At 72.0% G+C, this 16,201-nt stretch carries 14 protein-coding genes; 2 read left to right on the top strand and 12 right to left on the bottom strand.

Annotated features, from left to right (window positions below; all coding sequences use genetic code 11):
• The first annotated feature begins 129 nt into the window (after window positions 1–129).
• Window positions 130–1,920, top strand: a complete 1,791-nt coding sequence (treZ, locus tag D3272_RS06640; protein ID WP_129218424.1) for a malto-oligosyltrehalose trehalohydrolase — start codon at window positions 130–132, stop codon at window positions 1,918–1,920.
• A gap of 55 nt (window positions 1,921–1,975) precedes the next feature.
• Window positions 1,976–4,744, top strand: coding sequence for a malto-oligosyltrehalose synthase (treY, locus tag D3272_RS06635; RefSeq protein WP_129218353.1), 2,769 nt, complete (start codon window positions 1,976–1,978; stop codon window positions 4,742–4,744).
• Window positions 4,745–4,762: 18 nt separating this feature from the next.
• On the opposite strand, the gene D3272_RS06630 is transcribed toward treY, so the two are convergent.
• The 12 genes from D3272_RS06630 to D3272_RS06575 all read right to left on the bottom strand — a co-directional run bounded on the left by D3272_RS06630 (window position 4,763) and on the right by D3272_RS06575 (window position 15,872).
• Complete coding sequence (locus D3272_RS06630; RefSeq protein WP_129218352.1) at window positions 4,763–5,746, bottom strand: trypsin-like serine peptidase; 984 nt, start codon at window positions 5,744–5,746, stop codon at window positions 4,763–4,765.
• Between the two features lie 160 nt (window positions 5,747–5,906).
• Window positions 5,907–6,518, bottom strand: coding sequence for a DNA-3-methyladenine glycosylase I (locus tag D3272_RS06625; RefSeq protein WP_129218351.1), 612 nt, complete (start codon window positions 6,516–6,518; stop codon window positions 5,907–5,909).
• Window positions 6,515–7,126 (bottom strand): nucleotidyltransferase family protein, encoded by a 612-nt coding sequence (locus D3272_RS06620; protein ID WP_129218350.1) that lies wholly within the window; start codon window positions 7,124–7,126, stop codon window positions 6,515–6,517. The genes D3272_RS06625 and D3272_RS06620 overlap by 4 nt, the downstream gene beginning before the upstream one ends.
• Window positions 7,123–8,166, bottom strand: a complete 1,044-nt coding sequence (locus D3272_RS06615; RefSeq protein ID WP_129218349.1) for a molybdopterin-binding protein — start codon at window positions 8,164–8,166, stop codon at window positions 7,123–7,125. Before D3272_RS06615 ends, D3272_RS06620 begins: the two co-directional genes overlap by 4 nt.
• Entirely contained in the window at window positions 8,163–8,873 is a 711-nt protein-coding gene (locus D3272_RS06610) for an XdhC family protein (protein WP_129218348.1), read from the bottom strand. Before D3272_RS06610 ends, D3272_RS06615 begins: the two co-directional genes overlap by 4 nt.
• Window positions 8,873–9,196 carry an XdhC family protein gene (locus D3272_RS06605; RefSeq protein ID WP_129218347.1) on the bottom strand — a complete coding sequence of 108 codons (324 nt, stop codon included), beginning with the start codon at window positions 9,194–9,196 and terminating at the stop codon, window positions 8,873–8,875. Before D3272_RS06605 ends, D3272_RS06610 begins: the two co-directional genes overlap by 1 nt.
• Entirely contained in the window at window positions 9,193–10,422 is a 1,230-nt protein-coding gene (locus D3272_RS06600; RefSeq protein ID WP_207210145.1) for a vWA domain-containing protein, read from the bottom strand. Before D3272_RS06600 ends, D3272_RS06605 begins: the two co-directional genes overlap by 4 nt.
• A 6-nt stretch (window positions 10,423–10,428) precedes the next feature.
• Window positions 10,429–10,962 (bottom strand): YkgJ family cysteine cluster protein, encoded by a 534-nt coding sequence (locus D3272_RS06595; protein WP_129218346.1) that lies wholly within the window; start codon window positions 10,960–10,962, stop codon window positions 10,429–10,431.
• Entirely contained in the window at window positions 10,959–11,888 is a 930-nt protein-coding gene (locus D3272_RS06590; RefSeq protein ID WP_207210144.1) for an AAA family ATPase, read from the bottom strand. Before D3272_RS06590 ends, D3272_RS06595 begins: the two co-directional genes overlap by 4 nt.
• 112 nt (window positions 11,889–12,000) lie before the next feature.
• Window positions 12,001–12,807, bottom strand: a complete 807-nt coding sequence (locus D3272_RS06585) for an FAD binding domain-containing protein (protein WP_129218345.1) — start codon at window positions 12,805–12,807, stop codon at window positions 12,001–12,003.
• Between the two features lie 97 nt (window positions 12,808–12,904).
• On the bottom strand, window positions 12,905–15,271 hold the full coding sequence (locus D3272_RS06580; protein WP_129218344.1) for a xanthine dehydrogenase family protein molybdopterin-binding subunit: 2,367 nt from the start codon (window positions 15,269–15,271) through the stop codon (window positions 12,905–12,907).
• Between the two features lie 100 nt (window positions 15,272–15,371).
• Window positions 15,372–15,872, bottom strand: coding sequence for a (2Fe-2S)-binding protein (locus D3272_RS06575; RefSeq protein ID WP_129218343.1), 501 nt, complete (start codon window positions 15,870–15,872; stop codon window positions 15,372–15,374).
• Between the last annotated feature and the right edge of the window lie 329 nt (window positions 15,873–16,201).

Raw genomic sequence — 16,201 nt, 5'->3', positions numbered from 1 at the left:
ATGGATGTCATGAATTGATGCGAGCGCGATGACGCGCCGCCATCCCAGCAGCCGAGCCCAGCCTTCCTGCCGGCTCGGCGCCACCTCCCAGGGGGACGACCCTTGACCGAATCCTTTCGTGCTCACGCCATGCCGCACGGCGCCCAATGGGCGGCGCATATCGGCACGCGCTTCCGCCTGTGGGCGCCGGCCCATCCGCGTATCGACCTCGCCATCGAGGGCCGCGAGCCCCTGCCGATGGAGGACATCGGCCAGGGCTGGCACGAGCGCGTGGTGCGCGATGCCGAGCCCGGCACGCTGTACCGCTTCCGCCTGCCGGACGGGATGCTGGTGCCCGACCCCGCGTCGCGCTTCCAGCCCCAGGACGTGCATGGCCCGAGCGAGGTGATCGACCCGACCGACTACCTTTGGCACGACGAGGCCTGGACGGGGCGGCCCTGGCACGAGACCGTGCTCTACGAACTCCACATCGGCAGCTTCACCCCGGCCGGCACCTTCCGTGGCGCCATCGACCGGCTCGACCATCTCGCCGCGCTCGGCGTCACCGCCGTCGAGATCATGCCGGTCGGCGACTTCCCGGGTCGCCGCAACTGGGGCTACGACGGCGTGCTGCCCTATGCGCCGGACTCCAGCTACGGCCGGCCCGAAGACCTGAAGGCCTTCGTCGAGTCCGCCCATGCGCGCGGCATCTCGGTCATCCTCGACGTCGTCTACAACCACTTCGGGCCCGACGGGAACTACCTGTCGCTCTATGCCCCGGGCTTCTTCACGGAGCGGCACCACACGCCCTGGGGCGCGGCGGTGAACTACGACGGCGCCCACAGCGCGCCGGTGCGCGACTTCGCCATCCACAACGCCCTCTACTGGATCGAGGAGTTCCACCTCGACGGACTGCGCCTCGACGCCGTCCACGCCATCATCGACGAGACCACCCCCCACCTCCTCCACGAACTCGCCGTGCGGGCCCGCCATGCCACGCTGAACCGGCCGCTCCACCTCGTCCTCGAGAACGAGGAGAATGCCGCGAGCCGCCTCCTGCGCTCCGACGGCGGTCGGGCCGAGCGCTACACGGCGCAATGGAACGACGACGTCCACCACGTGCTGCACGTGGCGGCCTCGGGCGAGGCCGATTCCTATTACGCCGACTATGCGGGCGACACCGACAAGCTCGGCCGCGCCCTGGCCCAGGGTTTCGCCTTCCAGGGCGAAGTCATGCCGTTCCGCGGCAGCCCGCGCGGCGAGCCCTCGGGCGAGCTGCCCCCCACAGCCTTCGTGAGCTTCGTGCAGAACCACGACCAGATCGGCAACCGCGCCTTCGGCGACCGGCTGAACGCCTTCTCGCCCGCGCCCGCCGTGGCGGCCGTCTCGGCCGTGCAGCTGCTGCTGCCGCAGGTCCCCATGCTGTTCATGGGCGAGGAATGGCAGGCGACTTCTCCCTTCCCGTTCTTCTGCGACTTTTCCGGCGACCTCGCCGACGCCATCCGCAACGGGCGGCGCGAAGAGTTCCGCCACTTCCCGGCGTTCCGGGACGAGGCAGCGCGCGACCGCATCCCCGACCCCACGGCCGAGTCGACCTTCGCTTCCGCCGTGCTGGACTGGGACGCGCTCGACGAGCCCGGCTCCGCCGCGGCCCTCGAGCGGACGCGGCGGCTCCTGGCGCTGCGGCGGGAATGCATCGCCCCGCTCGTGGCCGCCATGGGGCCCTATGCCGGCCGCCACGAGATCCTGGGCCGCCAGGCCGTGACGGTGACCTGGGCGGCGGGCGGCCGCGACGTGCTGCGCCTCGACGCGAACCTCAAGGCCGAGCCGCAGGACGGGTTCAGGCCCGCGGCCGGCCAGGAGATCTGGCGCGAGGGCGAGGCCGAAGGCGATCGGCTCGGCCCCTGGGCGGTGCGTTGGACCATCCACAGCGACGGATGAACCGCCGCAGCGGTTCGCGCCTTTCCCCTTCGCCCCGCCATCGAGGATACCGCCCGTGACGCCCCGCGCCACCTACCGCCTGCAGTTCACCCCCGACTTCGGCTTCGACGCCGCCGCCGGCCTCGCCCCCTACCTCGCCAAGCTCGGCGTCAGCCACCTCTACGCATCGCCCTACCTGAAGGCGCGGCCCGGCTCCACCCACGGCTACGACATCACGGACCACAACGTCTTCAACCCCGAGCTCGGCGGCCCCACGGGCTTCGCCCGCATGTCGGCGGCGTTGAAGGCGGCCGATCTGAAACAGATCCTCGACTTCGTCCCCAACCACATGGGCGTCGGCGGCGCCGACAACCCATTCTGGCTCGACGTCCTGGAATGGGGTCAGGATTCGGCCTATGCGGGCTGGTTCGACATCGACTGGGACTCGGACCAGCTCTACCTGCACGACAAGCTGCTGGTGCCGATCCTCGGCGGGCAATACGGCGTCGAGATCGTCGAGGGCAAGCTGGCGCTCAAGTTCGATGCCGCCACCGGGTCCTTCGCGGTCTGGGCCTACGACACCCACACGCTGCCGATCTGCCCGCTGCACTATGGGCAGATCCTGGGCGACGACGACGAGACGCTGGACCATATCGGCGACGGCTTCTCCGGCCTGCCGGCCTGGCGCCCGCAGGTGCTGCGCCGCGCCGAAAGCCTCAAGGCCGACCTCGTCAACGCCGTGCGGGAGCGCCCCGCCATCGGGGACGCCATCGCGGCTGCGGTCGCCCGGTTCAACGGGACGCCGGGCGATGCCAAGAGCTGGTCGAGGCTCGACGCGCTGATCGCCAAGCAGTCCTGGCGGGCCGCCCAGTTCCGCACCGCCGCCGACGACATCAACTACCGGCGCTTCTTCAACATCAACGACCTCGCCGGCCTCCGCATGGAGCTCCCGGCGGTGTTCGACCACGCCCATCGCCTCGTCGCCACCATGCTGCGCGACGGCACCATCGACGGGCTGCGCATCGACCACATCGACGGGCTGCTCGACCCCAAGGGCTACCTAGAGCGGCTGCGCGCCCGCGCGCCGAACCGGGAAGGGCGCTCGCCCTACCTCGTGGTCGAGAAGATCCTCGGCCCCCACGAGCCGCTGCGTGCCGACTGGCCGGTCGACGGCACCACCGGCTACGAGGTGACGAACCAGCTCCTCGCCGTGATGGTAGACCCTTCGGCGGAAGCCAGCTTCTCGCGCATCTACGGCGACTTCGCCGGCGACCTCGAAATCTTCTCCAAGATCCTGCGCGCCAGCAAGAAGCGCATCATGGACAACGAGATGTCGAGCGAGCTGAACAGCCTCGCCCGCGAGATCACCCGCATCGCGCGCCGCAACCCGCGCACCTCCGACTTCACCCGCAACCTGCTGCGCCGCGCCCTGCGCGAGGTGGTGGCGAACTTCCCGATCTATCGCACCTACATCGACTTCGACGGCGTCCCGACAGAGGAAGACCGGCGCTCGCTCGAGACCGCCATCGCGGCCGCGCGGCGCACCGAGACCGCCATCGACGGCAGCGTCTTCACCTTCCTCTACGATCTCCTGAGCGGCGACCTCGTGGCCGGGCCGAAGAGCGGGCTCAGCCGCAACGCCGTGCTGCACGCCGCCATGCGGTTCCAACAATATACCGGCCCGGTCACTGCCAAGGGGCTCGAGGACACGGCCTTCTACCGCTTCAACCGCTTCATCGCGCTGAACGAGGTCGGCGGCCATCCCACGGCCTTCGGCCGACCGCTGCAGGCCTTCCACGACGCCAACGTCGAACGGGCGCGCCACTGGCCCCATTCCATGCTGACGACCTCCACCCACGACACGAAGCGGGGCGAGGACACGCGCGCGCGCCTCGCCGCCCTGTCGGAGTTCCCGGACGCCTGGGCCGAGGCCGTGAACCGCTGGGGCCACATCCTCAGCCCCGCGCCGGCCGAGGCGGACCCCGACCGCCAGCCGGACCGGAACGACGAATACGCGCTGCTGCAGCTCGTCGTCGGCACCTGCCCGGTCGAACTCCTGTCAGAGCCGCGCGACCCCGAGGCCCTCGCCACCTATGCCGAGCGGCTGAAGGGCGCCATGACCAAGGCGATGCGCGAAGCCAAGGTCCATTCGACCTGGGCCGACCCCAACACCACCTACGAGGGCGCCACCCTGGCCTTCGTGGACCGCATGCTGACGGGCGAGAAGGCCGATGCCTTCTGGGCGGCCGCCCTGCCCTTCATCGGTCGCATGGCGCGGCTCGGCGCCCAGAACAGCATCGTGCAGACCGTGTTGAAGCTGACGATCCCGGGTGTGCCCGACATCTACCAGGGCTGCGAGCTTTGGGACTTCTCCATGGTCGACCCGGACAACCGGCGCCCGGTGGACTTCGAGGCGCGGGCGGCCGCCCTCGACACCGTCCTGGCCGACCTCGAAGGCGACCGCGCCGGCACCTTGGCGACCTATGCGGCCTCCTGGCAGGACGGCCGCGTTAAGCTGGCGACCACCGCCGTGCTGCTCGACCTGCGCCGCGACCACGCCGCGCTGTTCGCCGACGGCGACTACGAACCGCTGCCGGGCTCGGGCCCAGAGGCCGACAGCCTCTGCGCCTTCCGGCGCCGGGTCGACGGGGACGACATCGTGGTGGCGGTGGCCCGCTTCCCCGGCCGGCGCGAAGAGGCGGGCTTCGCCGCCGACACGGCCCTGATGCTGCCGGAGGGTCGCTGGCGCGAGGCGCTGACCGGGGCGCGCTTCGACGGTGGCGTCGTGGCGGCGCGCTCCCTCTTCGCCGTGCTGCCGGCCGCCGTCCTGGTGCGGGAAGGCTGACGCGGGCCGGGCGGCGGTTCAGCCGTCGGTGCCGAAGCCTTGGTTCGGGTGGAACACCTGGACGGGGGCGGCGGCGGTCAGGACCGGCACGTCGGCGGCGGCCGTGAATGCCACGGCGGCCGCGCCCGGGCCGGGATCGAGCAGGGCGGCGGCGAGGTCGGCGACGGGACCGGCGACGATCGCGGCCTGCGGTTCGGCCGCCGCCGTGGCGGCGGGTTGGTAGGTGAAGCCCGCCGCCACCGCCGCGGCGAGGCCCGAGCGTTGGCCCACCGCGGCGGCCTCGGCCTGCCCCGAAGCCGTGCCGGGGATCTGCGGCACGAGGCCGTGGGGTGCGTAGGACCCGCCCCGGTAGAGGTCCCGGTCTGCCGCGATCCAGTGGCGGATGAGGCGGACCTTGGCGGGTGTCAGCTTCATGGCGTCGAGGTTGGTCGACACCGTCCCGGCGACCGCCGGGATGACTTGGCCATCGCGATACAGGGCGTCGCGCACCGGTGCGCCGCTGTAGCCGGGCGACAGGTCGAGCCCCGCCGTGCCGATGTCGGAATAGCCGCGGTCCTGCGACACGATCCCGCCGGTGCCGTCCTGGTAGCCGCCGCTGGATGCGGGATAGCCCGTGACCACGACCTCGCCCTGCGTGAAGTTGGCGTCGAGCGCGAACTTGCCGAAGCCCGACAGGTCCGTGGACGTATCGATCACGGCGAAGTCGGATTGCGTGGCGGCGGCCGAGATGACGTCGCCGCTGTCGTTCACCTTGATGGTGTGGATCGACTGCAGGCCCGGCAGGGCGCCCGCCGGGTTCAGGGTCCCGGCCTCGGGGGTGAAGCCCGGATATACGCTGACCTGGTCGGCGGTGGTGTCGGTGTCGGCATCGTAGAGCAGGTGGGCGGCCGTCAGGATGGTATGGGGACCGATGATGACGCCCGTCCCCTGGAACTCGCCTTCCCCCGGGATGTCGTCCAGGATGTAGCAGATCGCACTGTTCGGAAAGGTGGTGATGGCCATCGTGGATCCTGAGCGCGACGCGTCCCGGGAACCAAAGCACAGAACCGGCCCCCGTGCGATGACCGAGACCCCCTCAGGATCCGTGGCGGCAGCGAACCCGTGCCGATATGTCGGCTGACACCATTCAGGAATCGGCTCCTGGCCAGGGGACTGAGGGCCTTCATCCTCGAACCCGGGGCAGCCGCTGCCCCCCGAGTTCGGCGTGGCGGAAACACGTCACCACGTGGTCGTTGACGAGGCCCACGGCCTCCATCCAGGCATAGACGATGACGGGACCGACGAACTTGAACCCGCGGGCCTTCAAAGCCTTCGACAGGTCCCGCGACTCCACGGTCTCGACCGGCACCTCGCCCCTGTCGCGCCAGGCGTTCTGCCGTGGCACCCCGGCGACGGCCCCCCAGACGAAGGCCGAGAAGTCCTCGCCGCGGTCCCGCATGGCCAGGAAGGCGCGGGCGTTGCCGACCGTGGCGTCGATCTTGGCGCGAGATCGGACGATACCGGCGTCCCCCAACAGCGCGGCGACCTCGGCCACGCCGAACCGCGCCACGATCTCGGGGTCGAAGTCGCGGAACGCGCGGCGGAAGGCGTCGCGCTTGCGCAGGATGGTGATCCAGGAGAGGCCCGCCTGGAACCCGTCGAGCACCAGCTTCTCCCACAGGGCCCGCGCATCGTGTTCCGGCACCCCCCACTCCGTGTCGTGGTAAGCGCAGTAGAGCGGGTCGTGCTGCGGCCAGGCGCAGCGTTGGCGTGACGGCGGAGGAGCGGTGCTCATGGGACGGCACGCTGGCGCTGCGTCGACAGCGCCGACGGCTCGTCGACGTCGATCAGGACGCCGTCGTCCGCGACGTCGACCTCGACGACCCGCGCCCGGGACAGCAGCCTGCGGGCGCCCTCGTCGCCGCCGAGCGCCATGGCGGCCGGAAACAGGGCGCGCGCCAGCAGCGCGGGGTTGCCGCGGCGCCCGCCGTGGACGGGCACGACGGCTTCCGCCTCGGGCGCGGCCGCGAAGGCCGCGACCAGCCGGTCGAGGGTGGCGACCGCGACGGCCGGCATGTCGCCGAGGAGCACCAATGCCCCTGCCGCCTCCTGCGGCAGGGCCGCCAGGCCGGCCCGCAGCGAGGAAGCCATGCCGCCGGCGAAGTCCGGGTTGTGGACGAGGGTGAAGGGCAGCCCCTGCAGCGTGGCCCGCACGGCGTCGGCCGCATGGCCCGTCACCACCACGAGCGGGCCGGCCCGGCTCGCCAGGGCCGCCTCGGCGGCGCGGCGCACCAGCGGCACGCCGTCGACCTCGGCGACCAGCTTGGTGGCGAGCGACGGGTCCGCGGCGCGGAAGCGGCTGCCGAGGCCGGCGGCGAGCAGCACCGCCGCGACCGGCCTCACGGCGCCGCCTCAGGCTCGTCGGCCGGCGCCTCGCCGGAGCGGGGCTGGGGTCGCGACACGATCTCCATCAGCAGCCCGCCCACGCCGAGGCGGCGGATGTCGGCGGGCGTCACCGGCACGTCGGCGAGCAGGCGTTGCAGCACCCAGTCGAAGCCGTTCTCCTTGGGGCTGCGGGCACAGCCCGGCGCGCCCAGCACGGGGCGGCCGCCGAGGCGGCCCAGCATCAGCAGGTTGCCGGGGTCGACCGGCATGCCGAGGTGCTCCACCGTGCCGCCGGCCCGCTCCACCGCGGCCGGGATGACGTCCCGCCGGTCGGCGATGGCCGAGGCGCCGTAGACGATCAGCATGTCGTGGTCCGGCGCGAGGCCGTCGAGCGCCGACGCCAGGGCAGCCGCATCGTGCGGCACCTCGCGTGTCGCCGCGACGACCGAACCCGTCGGCGCCAGCCGCTGGTCGAGCACCCGCAGGGTCTTGGCGACGACCGACGGCTTCAGGCCGGGCAGCACCGTCGACACGACGCCGATGCGATGCGGACGGTAGGGCGAGACGCGCAACGGCGATACGGCGGCGGCGGCGACCGCCGCATCCAGCACCGTGCCCGCCACCGCGAAGGGAACGACCTTGACGGTCCCCACCATCTCGCCCTCGGCAACGGCGCGGAAGGCGGGCAGCGTCGCCAGGGTCAGCCGCTCGTCCACGGCGTTGACGCGGTCCACCGCTGCCACGTCGACCAGCAGCACGCCGGGCGTGGCGGCGAAGAGGTTGGCCCGCCCCGTGAAGGCGCGCTCGATCCAGAGGCCCGGCCCCGCCATGGCTTCGGCGAGGCGCCGCGCCGCGTCGTTCTCGCCGACGTCGCCCGGCTCGAGCCGCGCCACCACGACCGAGCCGACGCCCGCCCTGGCGAGGCTCGCCGCCTGGTCGGGCGTCACGCGCTCGCCCTTTCTCAGGACGAGGCCCTCCCCGTCCTGTCCCCGGGCCTGGACGCCGTGGGCCGCCACGGCGCCGGCCGAATCCGCGGCCGGGACCGGGCCGAACCTCACGGGCGCGGTCCCGCCGTCTCGGCCCGGGTCGGCTTGCGCCGCAGGGCACCGACGACCTGGCCCAGCACCGATACGGCGATCTCGGCCGGGCTGACGGCGCCGATGTCGAGGCCGATCGGGGCGTGGATGCGCGCGATGTCCGCCTCGGCATGGCCGGCCGCCAGGAGCCGCGACACCCGGGCGGCGTGGGTCTTCCGGGAGCCGAGGGCGCCGATGTAGAAGCACTCGGCCCGCAGCGCGGCATCGAGGCCGGGATCGTCGATCTTGGGATCGTGGGTCAGGGCCGTGACCGCGGTGAAGCGGTCGAGGCCGATGCGCGCCAGGGCGGCATCGGGCCATTCGGGCAGCAGCGTCACGTCGGGGAAGCGCTCGGGCGTGGCGAAGGCCGTGCGGGGATCGACGATCGTGACGTCGAGCCCGGCCAGCTTCGCCATGGGCGCCAGCGCCTGGCTGACATGGACAGCGCCGATCACCACCAGCCGCACGGGCGGCACCTGCACGGCGATGAACAGGGCCCGGCCCTCGTGCTGGACGGTGCCGCTCTTTCCCGACCGCAGGCCCGCGCCGAGCGCTTCCGCCAACGGATCGGCCTCGACCTCGGCGGCGAGGATCAGGCGCTGCTCGTGGGTGGCGAGGTCCGTGACCACCACGGCGGCCCGGCGCGCCGCGCGCTCGGCATTCAGCCGGGACAGGATGTCGAGCCGCATCAGTCGACGCGCTCGACGTAGACCTTGATCCTGCCGCCGCAGGACAGGCCGACGCGCCAGGCCGTCTCGTCGGCGACGCCGAAGTCCAGCGTGCGGGGCGCGCCGTCGGCGATGACATCCATGGCTTCCGTGACGACGTCGCCCTCGACGCAGCCGCCCGACACGGAGCCGAGGAAATTGCCCTCGCCGTCGACCACGAGGTGGCTGCCGACCGGCCGCGGCGCCGATCCCCAGGTCTCCACCACGGTGGCCAGGGCCACCCCGCGGCCGGCGCGCCGCCAGGCTTCCGCCCCGGCCAGGATGTCGTCGTCGGTGGCCATCATGTCGAAGGTCCTTCAGGAGTGGCGAGCCAGCGCTTCGGATCGGCCGCGGCGGATCCCGCGGCCCCGAGCGCCGCGCAGAGCTCGCCCACGGCCCTTAGATTGTGGATGGGACGGAACTCGTCAACGAAGGGCAACATGGTCCGGATGCCGGAAGCGCGCGCCTCGAACCCGTCGAAGCGCAGCAGCGGGTTCACCCAGATGAGCCGGCGGCAGGACCGCTGCAGCCGGCGCATCTCGCCCTCGAGCTCGCCCGTCGCCTCGCGCTCGAGCCCGTCGGTGAACAGGATCACGGTGGCGGCGCCGGCACCGACGCGCCGCAGCCAGTGCCGGTTGAACAGGTGCAGCGAGGCGGCGATGCGCGTGCCGCCCGACCAGTCGGGCACGGCGGCGCTGACCGCCGACAGGGCGTCGTCGACGTCGCGGTGGCGGAGGACCCGCGACACGTCGGTGAGGCGCGTGCCGAACAGGAAGGCCGAGACACGCCGGCGCGCCGACAGGGCATGCAGGAAGTGCAGGAAGACGCGGGTGTAGTCGGCGACCGATCCCGAGATGTCGCAGATGGCCACGACCGGCGGCGGCCGCTCGACGGGGCTCCGCCGCGCGAGATCGATGGCGTCGCCCCCGCCGCGCAGCGAACGGCGGAACGAGCGCCGCGGGTCGAGGCGGGTGCCGCGCGCGTCGGGCGCGAGCCGCCGCAGCCGGCGAACATCCCGCGGCATGCGCAGGGCCCGGATGGCGGCCGTCGCGGCCGCGATCTCCTCGGCCGACATCTGGGCGAAGTCCTTCGCCCGCAACACCTCTTCGGCCGAGACCGAGAAGCGCGCGTCGAGGTCGAGCGAGGGTTGCGGGTCCGCCGCGCCGGGACGTCGCCCGTAGAGGGCATCGGCGACCCGGCTCGCCCCCGCCGCGGCCTTGGGCCGATGCTCCGATTTCGGCGGCGCCTTGGGCGACATCGCCCCCATCAGCTGCTCGAGGAAGCCGCGCCGGCGCCAGAAGACGGCGAAGACCCCATCGAAGACCGCGATCTGCTCGCGGCGCTTGACGAAGACGGCCTGCAGCACGGCGCGGAAATCCGCGCGGGTGGTAAAGGGCGCCGCCGTGACGGCCGCGACCGCGTCGAGCACGGCACCGGGCCCGACGGGCAGGCCCGCCGCCCGCAGCGCCCGGGCGAAATACAGGATGTTCTCGGGCAGGCGGCCGGGCGGCAGGTCGGCATCGGCGGCCACGGCGGTTCAATCCCGGCGCAGGTTGTCGACCTCGATGCGGCCTCCGGCCACCCGGTAGACGATGCGGTCGCCCAGCATCACGACGCCGAGATCCTGGTCGCGGTCGGGCAGGACGGCGGTGGCGCGGTCTCCGAGGAAGACCAGGATCTGCCGCCCCTGCCCGGCACCGAGCGCCGCCCAGCGCTTGAACTGCGCGTAATAGGGCGTTCGCCGCCAGGACGCCGGGGCGCCGACGTCCGGCGCCACCACGAGGCGCTTCCCCTCCATCTCGGTATACATGACGAATTTCGCCCGGTCGGGACGCCAGTCCGGGCCGAGGGACGCGTTGGCCATCCAGTGGCAGAAGAACAGCCGGCAGGTGGCCGGCCGCGCCTCGTGGATGCCGCAGCCGCGCCCCTGCACGACGTGGCGGCACCACTGGCCCGGCCCCTTGTCGAGCTCGGGGATGCCGAAGGCCTTGCAGCAGACCGTGCAGGTCCCGCAGGAGCGGCCCGGCACCAGCGCCGGCCCCTTGGGCTGGGCGGCCGTGGTCTCCGTCACGCTTCGAGCCTCGCCTCGGCCCGCGCCGCGTCGAGGATGGCCCGGGCGCGCGAGCCGCTGATGCGGGCGATGTCGTCCTGGTACTTGAGCAGCACGCCGAGCGTGTCGTCGACGGTGGCGGGATCGAGCGCCACGGCGTCGAGTTCGGTGAGGGCGCTGGCCCAGTCGAGCGTTTCGGCGACGCCCGGCGCCTTGAACAGGTCCTCGCCGCGCAGGCGCTGCACGAAGGCCACGAGTTCCCGCGTCAGGGCAGAGGCGGCGTGGGGCGCCTTCTCGGCGACGATGCGGCGCTCGCGCTCGGCATCGGGATAGTCGATCCAGTGGTACAGGCAGCGTCGCTTCAGGGCGTCGTGGATCTCGCGCGTGCGGTTCGACGTGATGATGACGATGGGGGGCGCCGCCGCCGCGATGGTGCCGAGTTCCGGCACCGTCACCTGGAAGTCGGAGAGGATCTCCAGCAGAAAGGCCTCGAAGGCCTCGTCGGTCCGGTCGAGTTCGTCGATGAGCAGAACCGGCGGGCCGCCCGCCTGCGGCTCCAGAGCCTGCAGCAGCGGACGCTTGACGAGGTGGCGCGGCGAGAAGACGTCCTCCTGCAGCCGGTCCCGGTCGGTCTCGCCGCCCGCCTCGGCGAGGCGGATCGCCATCATTTGGCCGGCATAGTTCCACTCGTAGACCGCGCTGGCGACGTCCAGCCCCTCGTAGCATTGCAGGCGGATGAGCCTGCGGCCCAACGCGGCGGCCAGCACCTTGGCGATCTCGGTCTTGCCGACGCCGGCCTCCCCTTCCAACATGAGGGGGCGGCCCATCCGCAGGCTGAGGAACAGCACGGTGGCGAGCGCCCGGTCGCCCACGTAACGGGCGGAGGCCAGCAGGGCCAGCGTCTCGTCGATCGAGCCGGGAAGCGGCGTCACGGTGGGCGGCGTCATCTGTGCTGCTTCATGGGTGCTGCGTCAGGCGTCTCGGTGGCACGCGGCCGGCGCCGGGCCCGACCCTACACCGGAAGGGGCGCGGCGGAGAAGCCGTGGCGGCACCGCCCGCTCAGGCCGTCGCCGCCGCCACGGCCCGCCGCGCCATGACGCCGACGAGGTGGGCGCGGTATTCGGCATCGGCGTGGATGTCGGTGTTGAGGCCCTCGGGCGAGGCCGCGACGCCGGCGAGGGCCGCGGAGGAGAAGTCGGCCGTCAGCGCCGTCTCGAAATCCGTCGCCCGGAACACCCCGGACGCGCCGGCCCCCGTCACCGTCACCCGCACCGCGCCGTCGGCCCTTTCCGCCACGAAGACCCCCACCATGGCGTAGCGCGAGGCGGGGTTGCGGAACTTCTCGTAGCCGGCGCGCTTAGGGATCGGCCAGGCGATGGCGGTGATGATCTCGCCCTCCTCCAGCGCCGTCTCGAAGAGGCCGAGGAAATAGTGGTCGGCGGCAATCTCGCGCCGGTCCGTGACGATCGTGGCGCCGAGCGCCAGGGCGGCGGCCGGGTAGTCGGCGGCCGGATCGTTGTTGGCTAGCGACCCCCCCATGGTGCCGCGCGAGCGCACCGCCGGGTCTCCGACGATGGCCGCCATGCCGGCCAGCGCGGGGATGGCGGCCAGCAGCACGTCGGAGGTGGCGATCTCGCCGTGCCGCGTCATGGCGCCGATGACGACCCGGTCGCCCTCGCGGCGGATGCCCGACAGCTCAGCCCGCAGCGCCACGAGGTCGACGAGGTCCGACGGGTTGGCGAGGCGGAGCTTCATGGCGGGCAGCAGCGTCTGCCCGCCGGCCATGAACTTGGCATCGGCGTTGGCGACGAGCACGGCCGAAGCCTCGGCGAGGCTCGCGGGCCGGTGATAGTTGAAGGCGTACATGGAGGGGGTCTCCGGACGGGCGGGAGTGGCGGAGGTGCCGGGGCGGGCCGGCCGGCCCTTCTCCCCCGGGGAAGAAGGGGAAGCGTCGCGCCGGCGGCTATTCGGCCGCCATCTTCTGGGGGGTGCGGCGGATGGCGCGCCACACGGCGCGGGGGGTCGCCGGCATGGCGATGTCCTCGTGGCCGAGCGCGTCCGTGATGGCGTTGATGACGGCCGGCGGCGCCGCGATGGCGCCGGCCTCGCCGCAGCCCTTGATGCCGAGCGGGTTCGACGGGCAGCGCGTCTCGGTGGTCTCGACGGAGAAGCGCGGGAAGTCGTAGGCGCGCGGCATCTGGTAGTCCATGTAGCTGGCCGTCAGCAGCTGGCCCGAGCTGTCGTAGACGGTGCCCTCGAACAGCGCCTGGCCGACGCCCTGGGCGATGCCGCCGTGCACCTGGCCCTCGACGATCATCGGGTTGATGAGCACGCCGAAGTCGTCGACCGCCACCCACCGCTCGATGCGGGTCACGCCCGTGTCGGGGTCGATCTCGACCTCGCAGATGTGCACGCCGGACGGGAAGGTGAAGTTGGTCGGGTCGTAGAAGGCCCCCTCCTTCAACCCCGGCTCCAGCTCCTGCCCGTTGAACTTGTGCGCCACATAGGCCTGCAGGGCGACGGACGCGAAGTCGATGGACTTATCGGTCCCCTTGACGGTGAACTTGCCGTCCTTGAACTCGATGTCGCCCTCGGCGGCCTCGAGCACGTGGCCGGCGACCTTGCGGGCCTTGGTCTCGATCTTGTCGAGCGCCTTCACGATGGCCGACATGCCGACGGCGCCCGAGCGCGACCCGTAGGTGCCCATGCCCATCTGCACCTTGTCGGTGTCGCCGTGCACGATGGACACGTTGTCGATCGGAATGCCGAGCCGGTCCGACACGAGCTGGGCGAAGGTGGTCTCGTGGCCCTGGCCGTGGCTGTGCGAGCCGGTCAGCACCTCGACGGTGCCGACCGGGTTGACCCGGACCTCGGCGGATTCCCACAGGCCGACGCCGGCGCCGAGCGAGCCCACCGCCGCCGAGGGGGCGATGCCGCAGGCCTCGATATAGGCCGAGAAGCCGAGGCCGCGCAGCATGCCGCGCCGCTCGCTTTCGGCACGGCGGGCCGGGAAGCCCACGTAGTCGACGGTGGCCAGCGCCTTGTCGAGCGAGGCGGCGTAGTCGCCTACGTCGTAGCACATGATGACGGGCGTCTGGTGCGGGAAGCTCGTGACGAAGTTCTGCCGGCGGAACTCGGCCGGGTCCTTCCCGAGTTCGCGCGCCGCCACCTCCATGAGGCGCTCGATGACGAACGTCGCCTCGGGCCGCCCGGCGCCCCGGTAGGCGTCGACCGGCGCCGTGTTGGAATAGACGGCGTCGACCTCGACGTAGATGGCGGGGATGTCGTACTGGCCCGACAGCAGCGGCGCGTAGAGATAGGTCGGCACCGAGGACGAGAAGGTCGACAGGTAGGCGCCGAGGTTGGCGACGGTGTGGACCTTGAGGCCGATGACCCGGCCGCCGGCGTCGGTGGCGAGCTCCGCGTGGGTGACGTGGTCGCGGCCGTGGGCGTCGCTGAGGAAGGCCTCGGTGCGCTCGGCGCACCATTTCACCGGACGGCCGACCTTCTTGGCGGCCCAGACGCAGACCGTCTCCTCGGCGTAGATGAAGATCTTGGAGCCGAAGCCGCCGCCGACATCCGGCGCGATCACCCGCAGCTTGTGCTCGGGCGCGATGCCGATGAAGGCCGACAGCACCAGCCGCGCCACATGGGGGTTCTGGCTCGTCGTGTAGAGCGTGAACGTGTCGGTGCCGGCGTCCCAGTCGCCCACCGCGGCGCGCGGCTCCATGGCGTTGGGGATCAGCCGATTGTTGACGAGGTCGATCTTGGTCACGTGGGCGGCGCGGGCGAAGGCGGCCTCGGTCGGTTCCCGGTTGCCGAGGTGGAACTCGAAGACGGTGTTGTCGGGCGCGACCTCGTGCACGGGCTCGCCGCCGGCCGTGCGGGCGCCGGCCGTGTCCACCACGGCGTCGAGCACCTCGTAGTCGACGACGATCTTCTCGGCCGCGTCCTTGGCTTCCGAGTAGGTGTCGGCGATCACGACGGCGACGTGGTCGCCGACGTAGCGCACCTTGCCCTGGGCCAGGGCCGGATGCGGGCCGGCCTTCATGGGCGAGCCGTCCTTGGAATGGATCATCCAGCCGCAGATGAGGCCGCCCACCTTGTCGTCGGCGAGGTGCTGGCCGGTGTAGACGGCGACGACGCCCGGCTCGGCCTCGGCCTCGGCCGTGTCGATCGACAGGATGCGGGCATGGGCATGGGGCGAGCGCAGGAAGAAGGCGTGGGCCTGGCCGTAGCGGTTCACGTCGTCGACGTACTGGCCCTTGCCCGTGATGTAGCGCTTGTCCTCGCGACGGAGGACGGGGGCGCCGATGCCGGTTGCACTCATGGTGTCCTCCGAAACGTGGGGCGCCGGGCGCGCTTTTCGGGGACTCTCGGCCGATCCGGCCTCGGGTCCGCGGCTCCGGCAGGGCAGGCTGTGGCGCGGGCTACTCGGCCGCCATGGCGGGAACCTCGGCCGGGGCCTTCATGGCCTCGGCGCCGGCCGCCACGGCCTTCACGATGTTGTGGTAGCCGGTGCAGCGGCAGATGTTGCCCTCGAGCTCCTCGCGGATCGTATGCTCGTCGAGGTGGTGGCCCTTGCGGGCCACGAGGTCGATCGCCGTCATGATCATGCCGGGCGTGCAGTAGCCGCACTGCAGGCCGTGGTGCTGGCGGAAGGCCTCCTGCATCGGGTGCAGGTCGGCGCCCGTCGCCAGGCCCTCGATGGTGGTGACCGCCATGCCGTCGCAGGACAGGGCGAGCGACGTGCAGGACTTGATGGCGCGACCGTCGGCGTGGACCACGCAGGCACCGCATTGGCTGGTGTCGCAGCCGACATGGGTGCCGGTCAACCGCAGGTCGTTGCGCAGGAAATTGACCAGCAGCGTGCGGGGATCGACGTCCCGCCGCACCGTCTTGCCGTTCACCGTCATGGAGACCGTCGGCATGAACCCTCCCGCATCTTTGTCCCGGCCCGGCGCCCATGGGCATCGGCTCGGTTGTGTTTCACATAGTCTGGAACGGCTCCAAGCGGGGGTCAAGCCGATGTTGGGCTGCGGCACGGGCCGCGACACCGGGACCGGCATCGTTGCCCGCACCGCTCGACGGTCGTTCTCATGCGCGAGACCGAGGATGCGCCATGCGGACCACAGCGCCGTTGGACGATGAACTCCGCGCACGAGCCCAGGAGCTGACCGGCATCACGGAAAGTCCGCGAGGCCTTGAAAGGGGTGGTCGCGAGGGAGAGCGGGCGAAGGCTGGTGCTTTTGGGCGGAAG

It is taken from the genome of Lichenibacterium ramalinae (assembly GCF_004137085.1).
Classification (GTDB): domain Bacteria; phylum Pseudomonadota; class Alphaproteobacteria; order Rhizobiales; family Beijerinckiaceae; genus Lichenihabitans; species Lichenihabitans ramalinae.
Note: the sequence above shows the minus strand (reverse complement) of the source record. Positions and strands in the feature narration are given on the sequence as shown.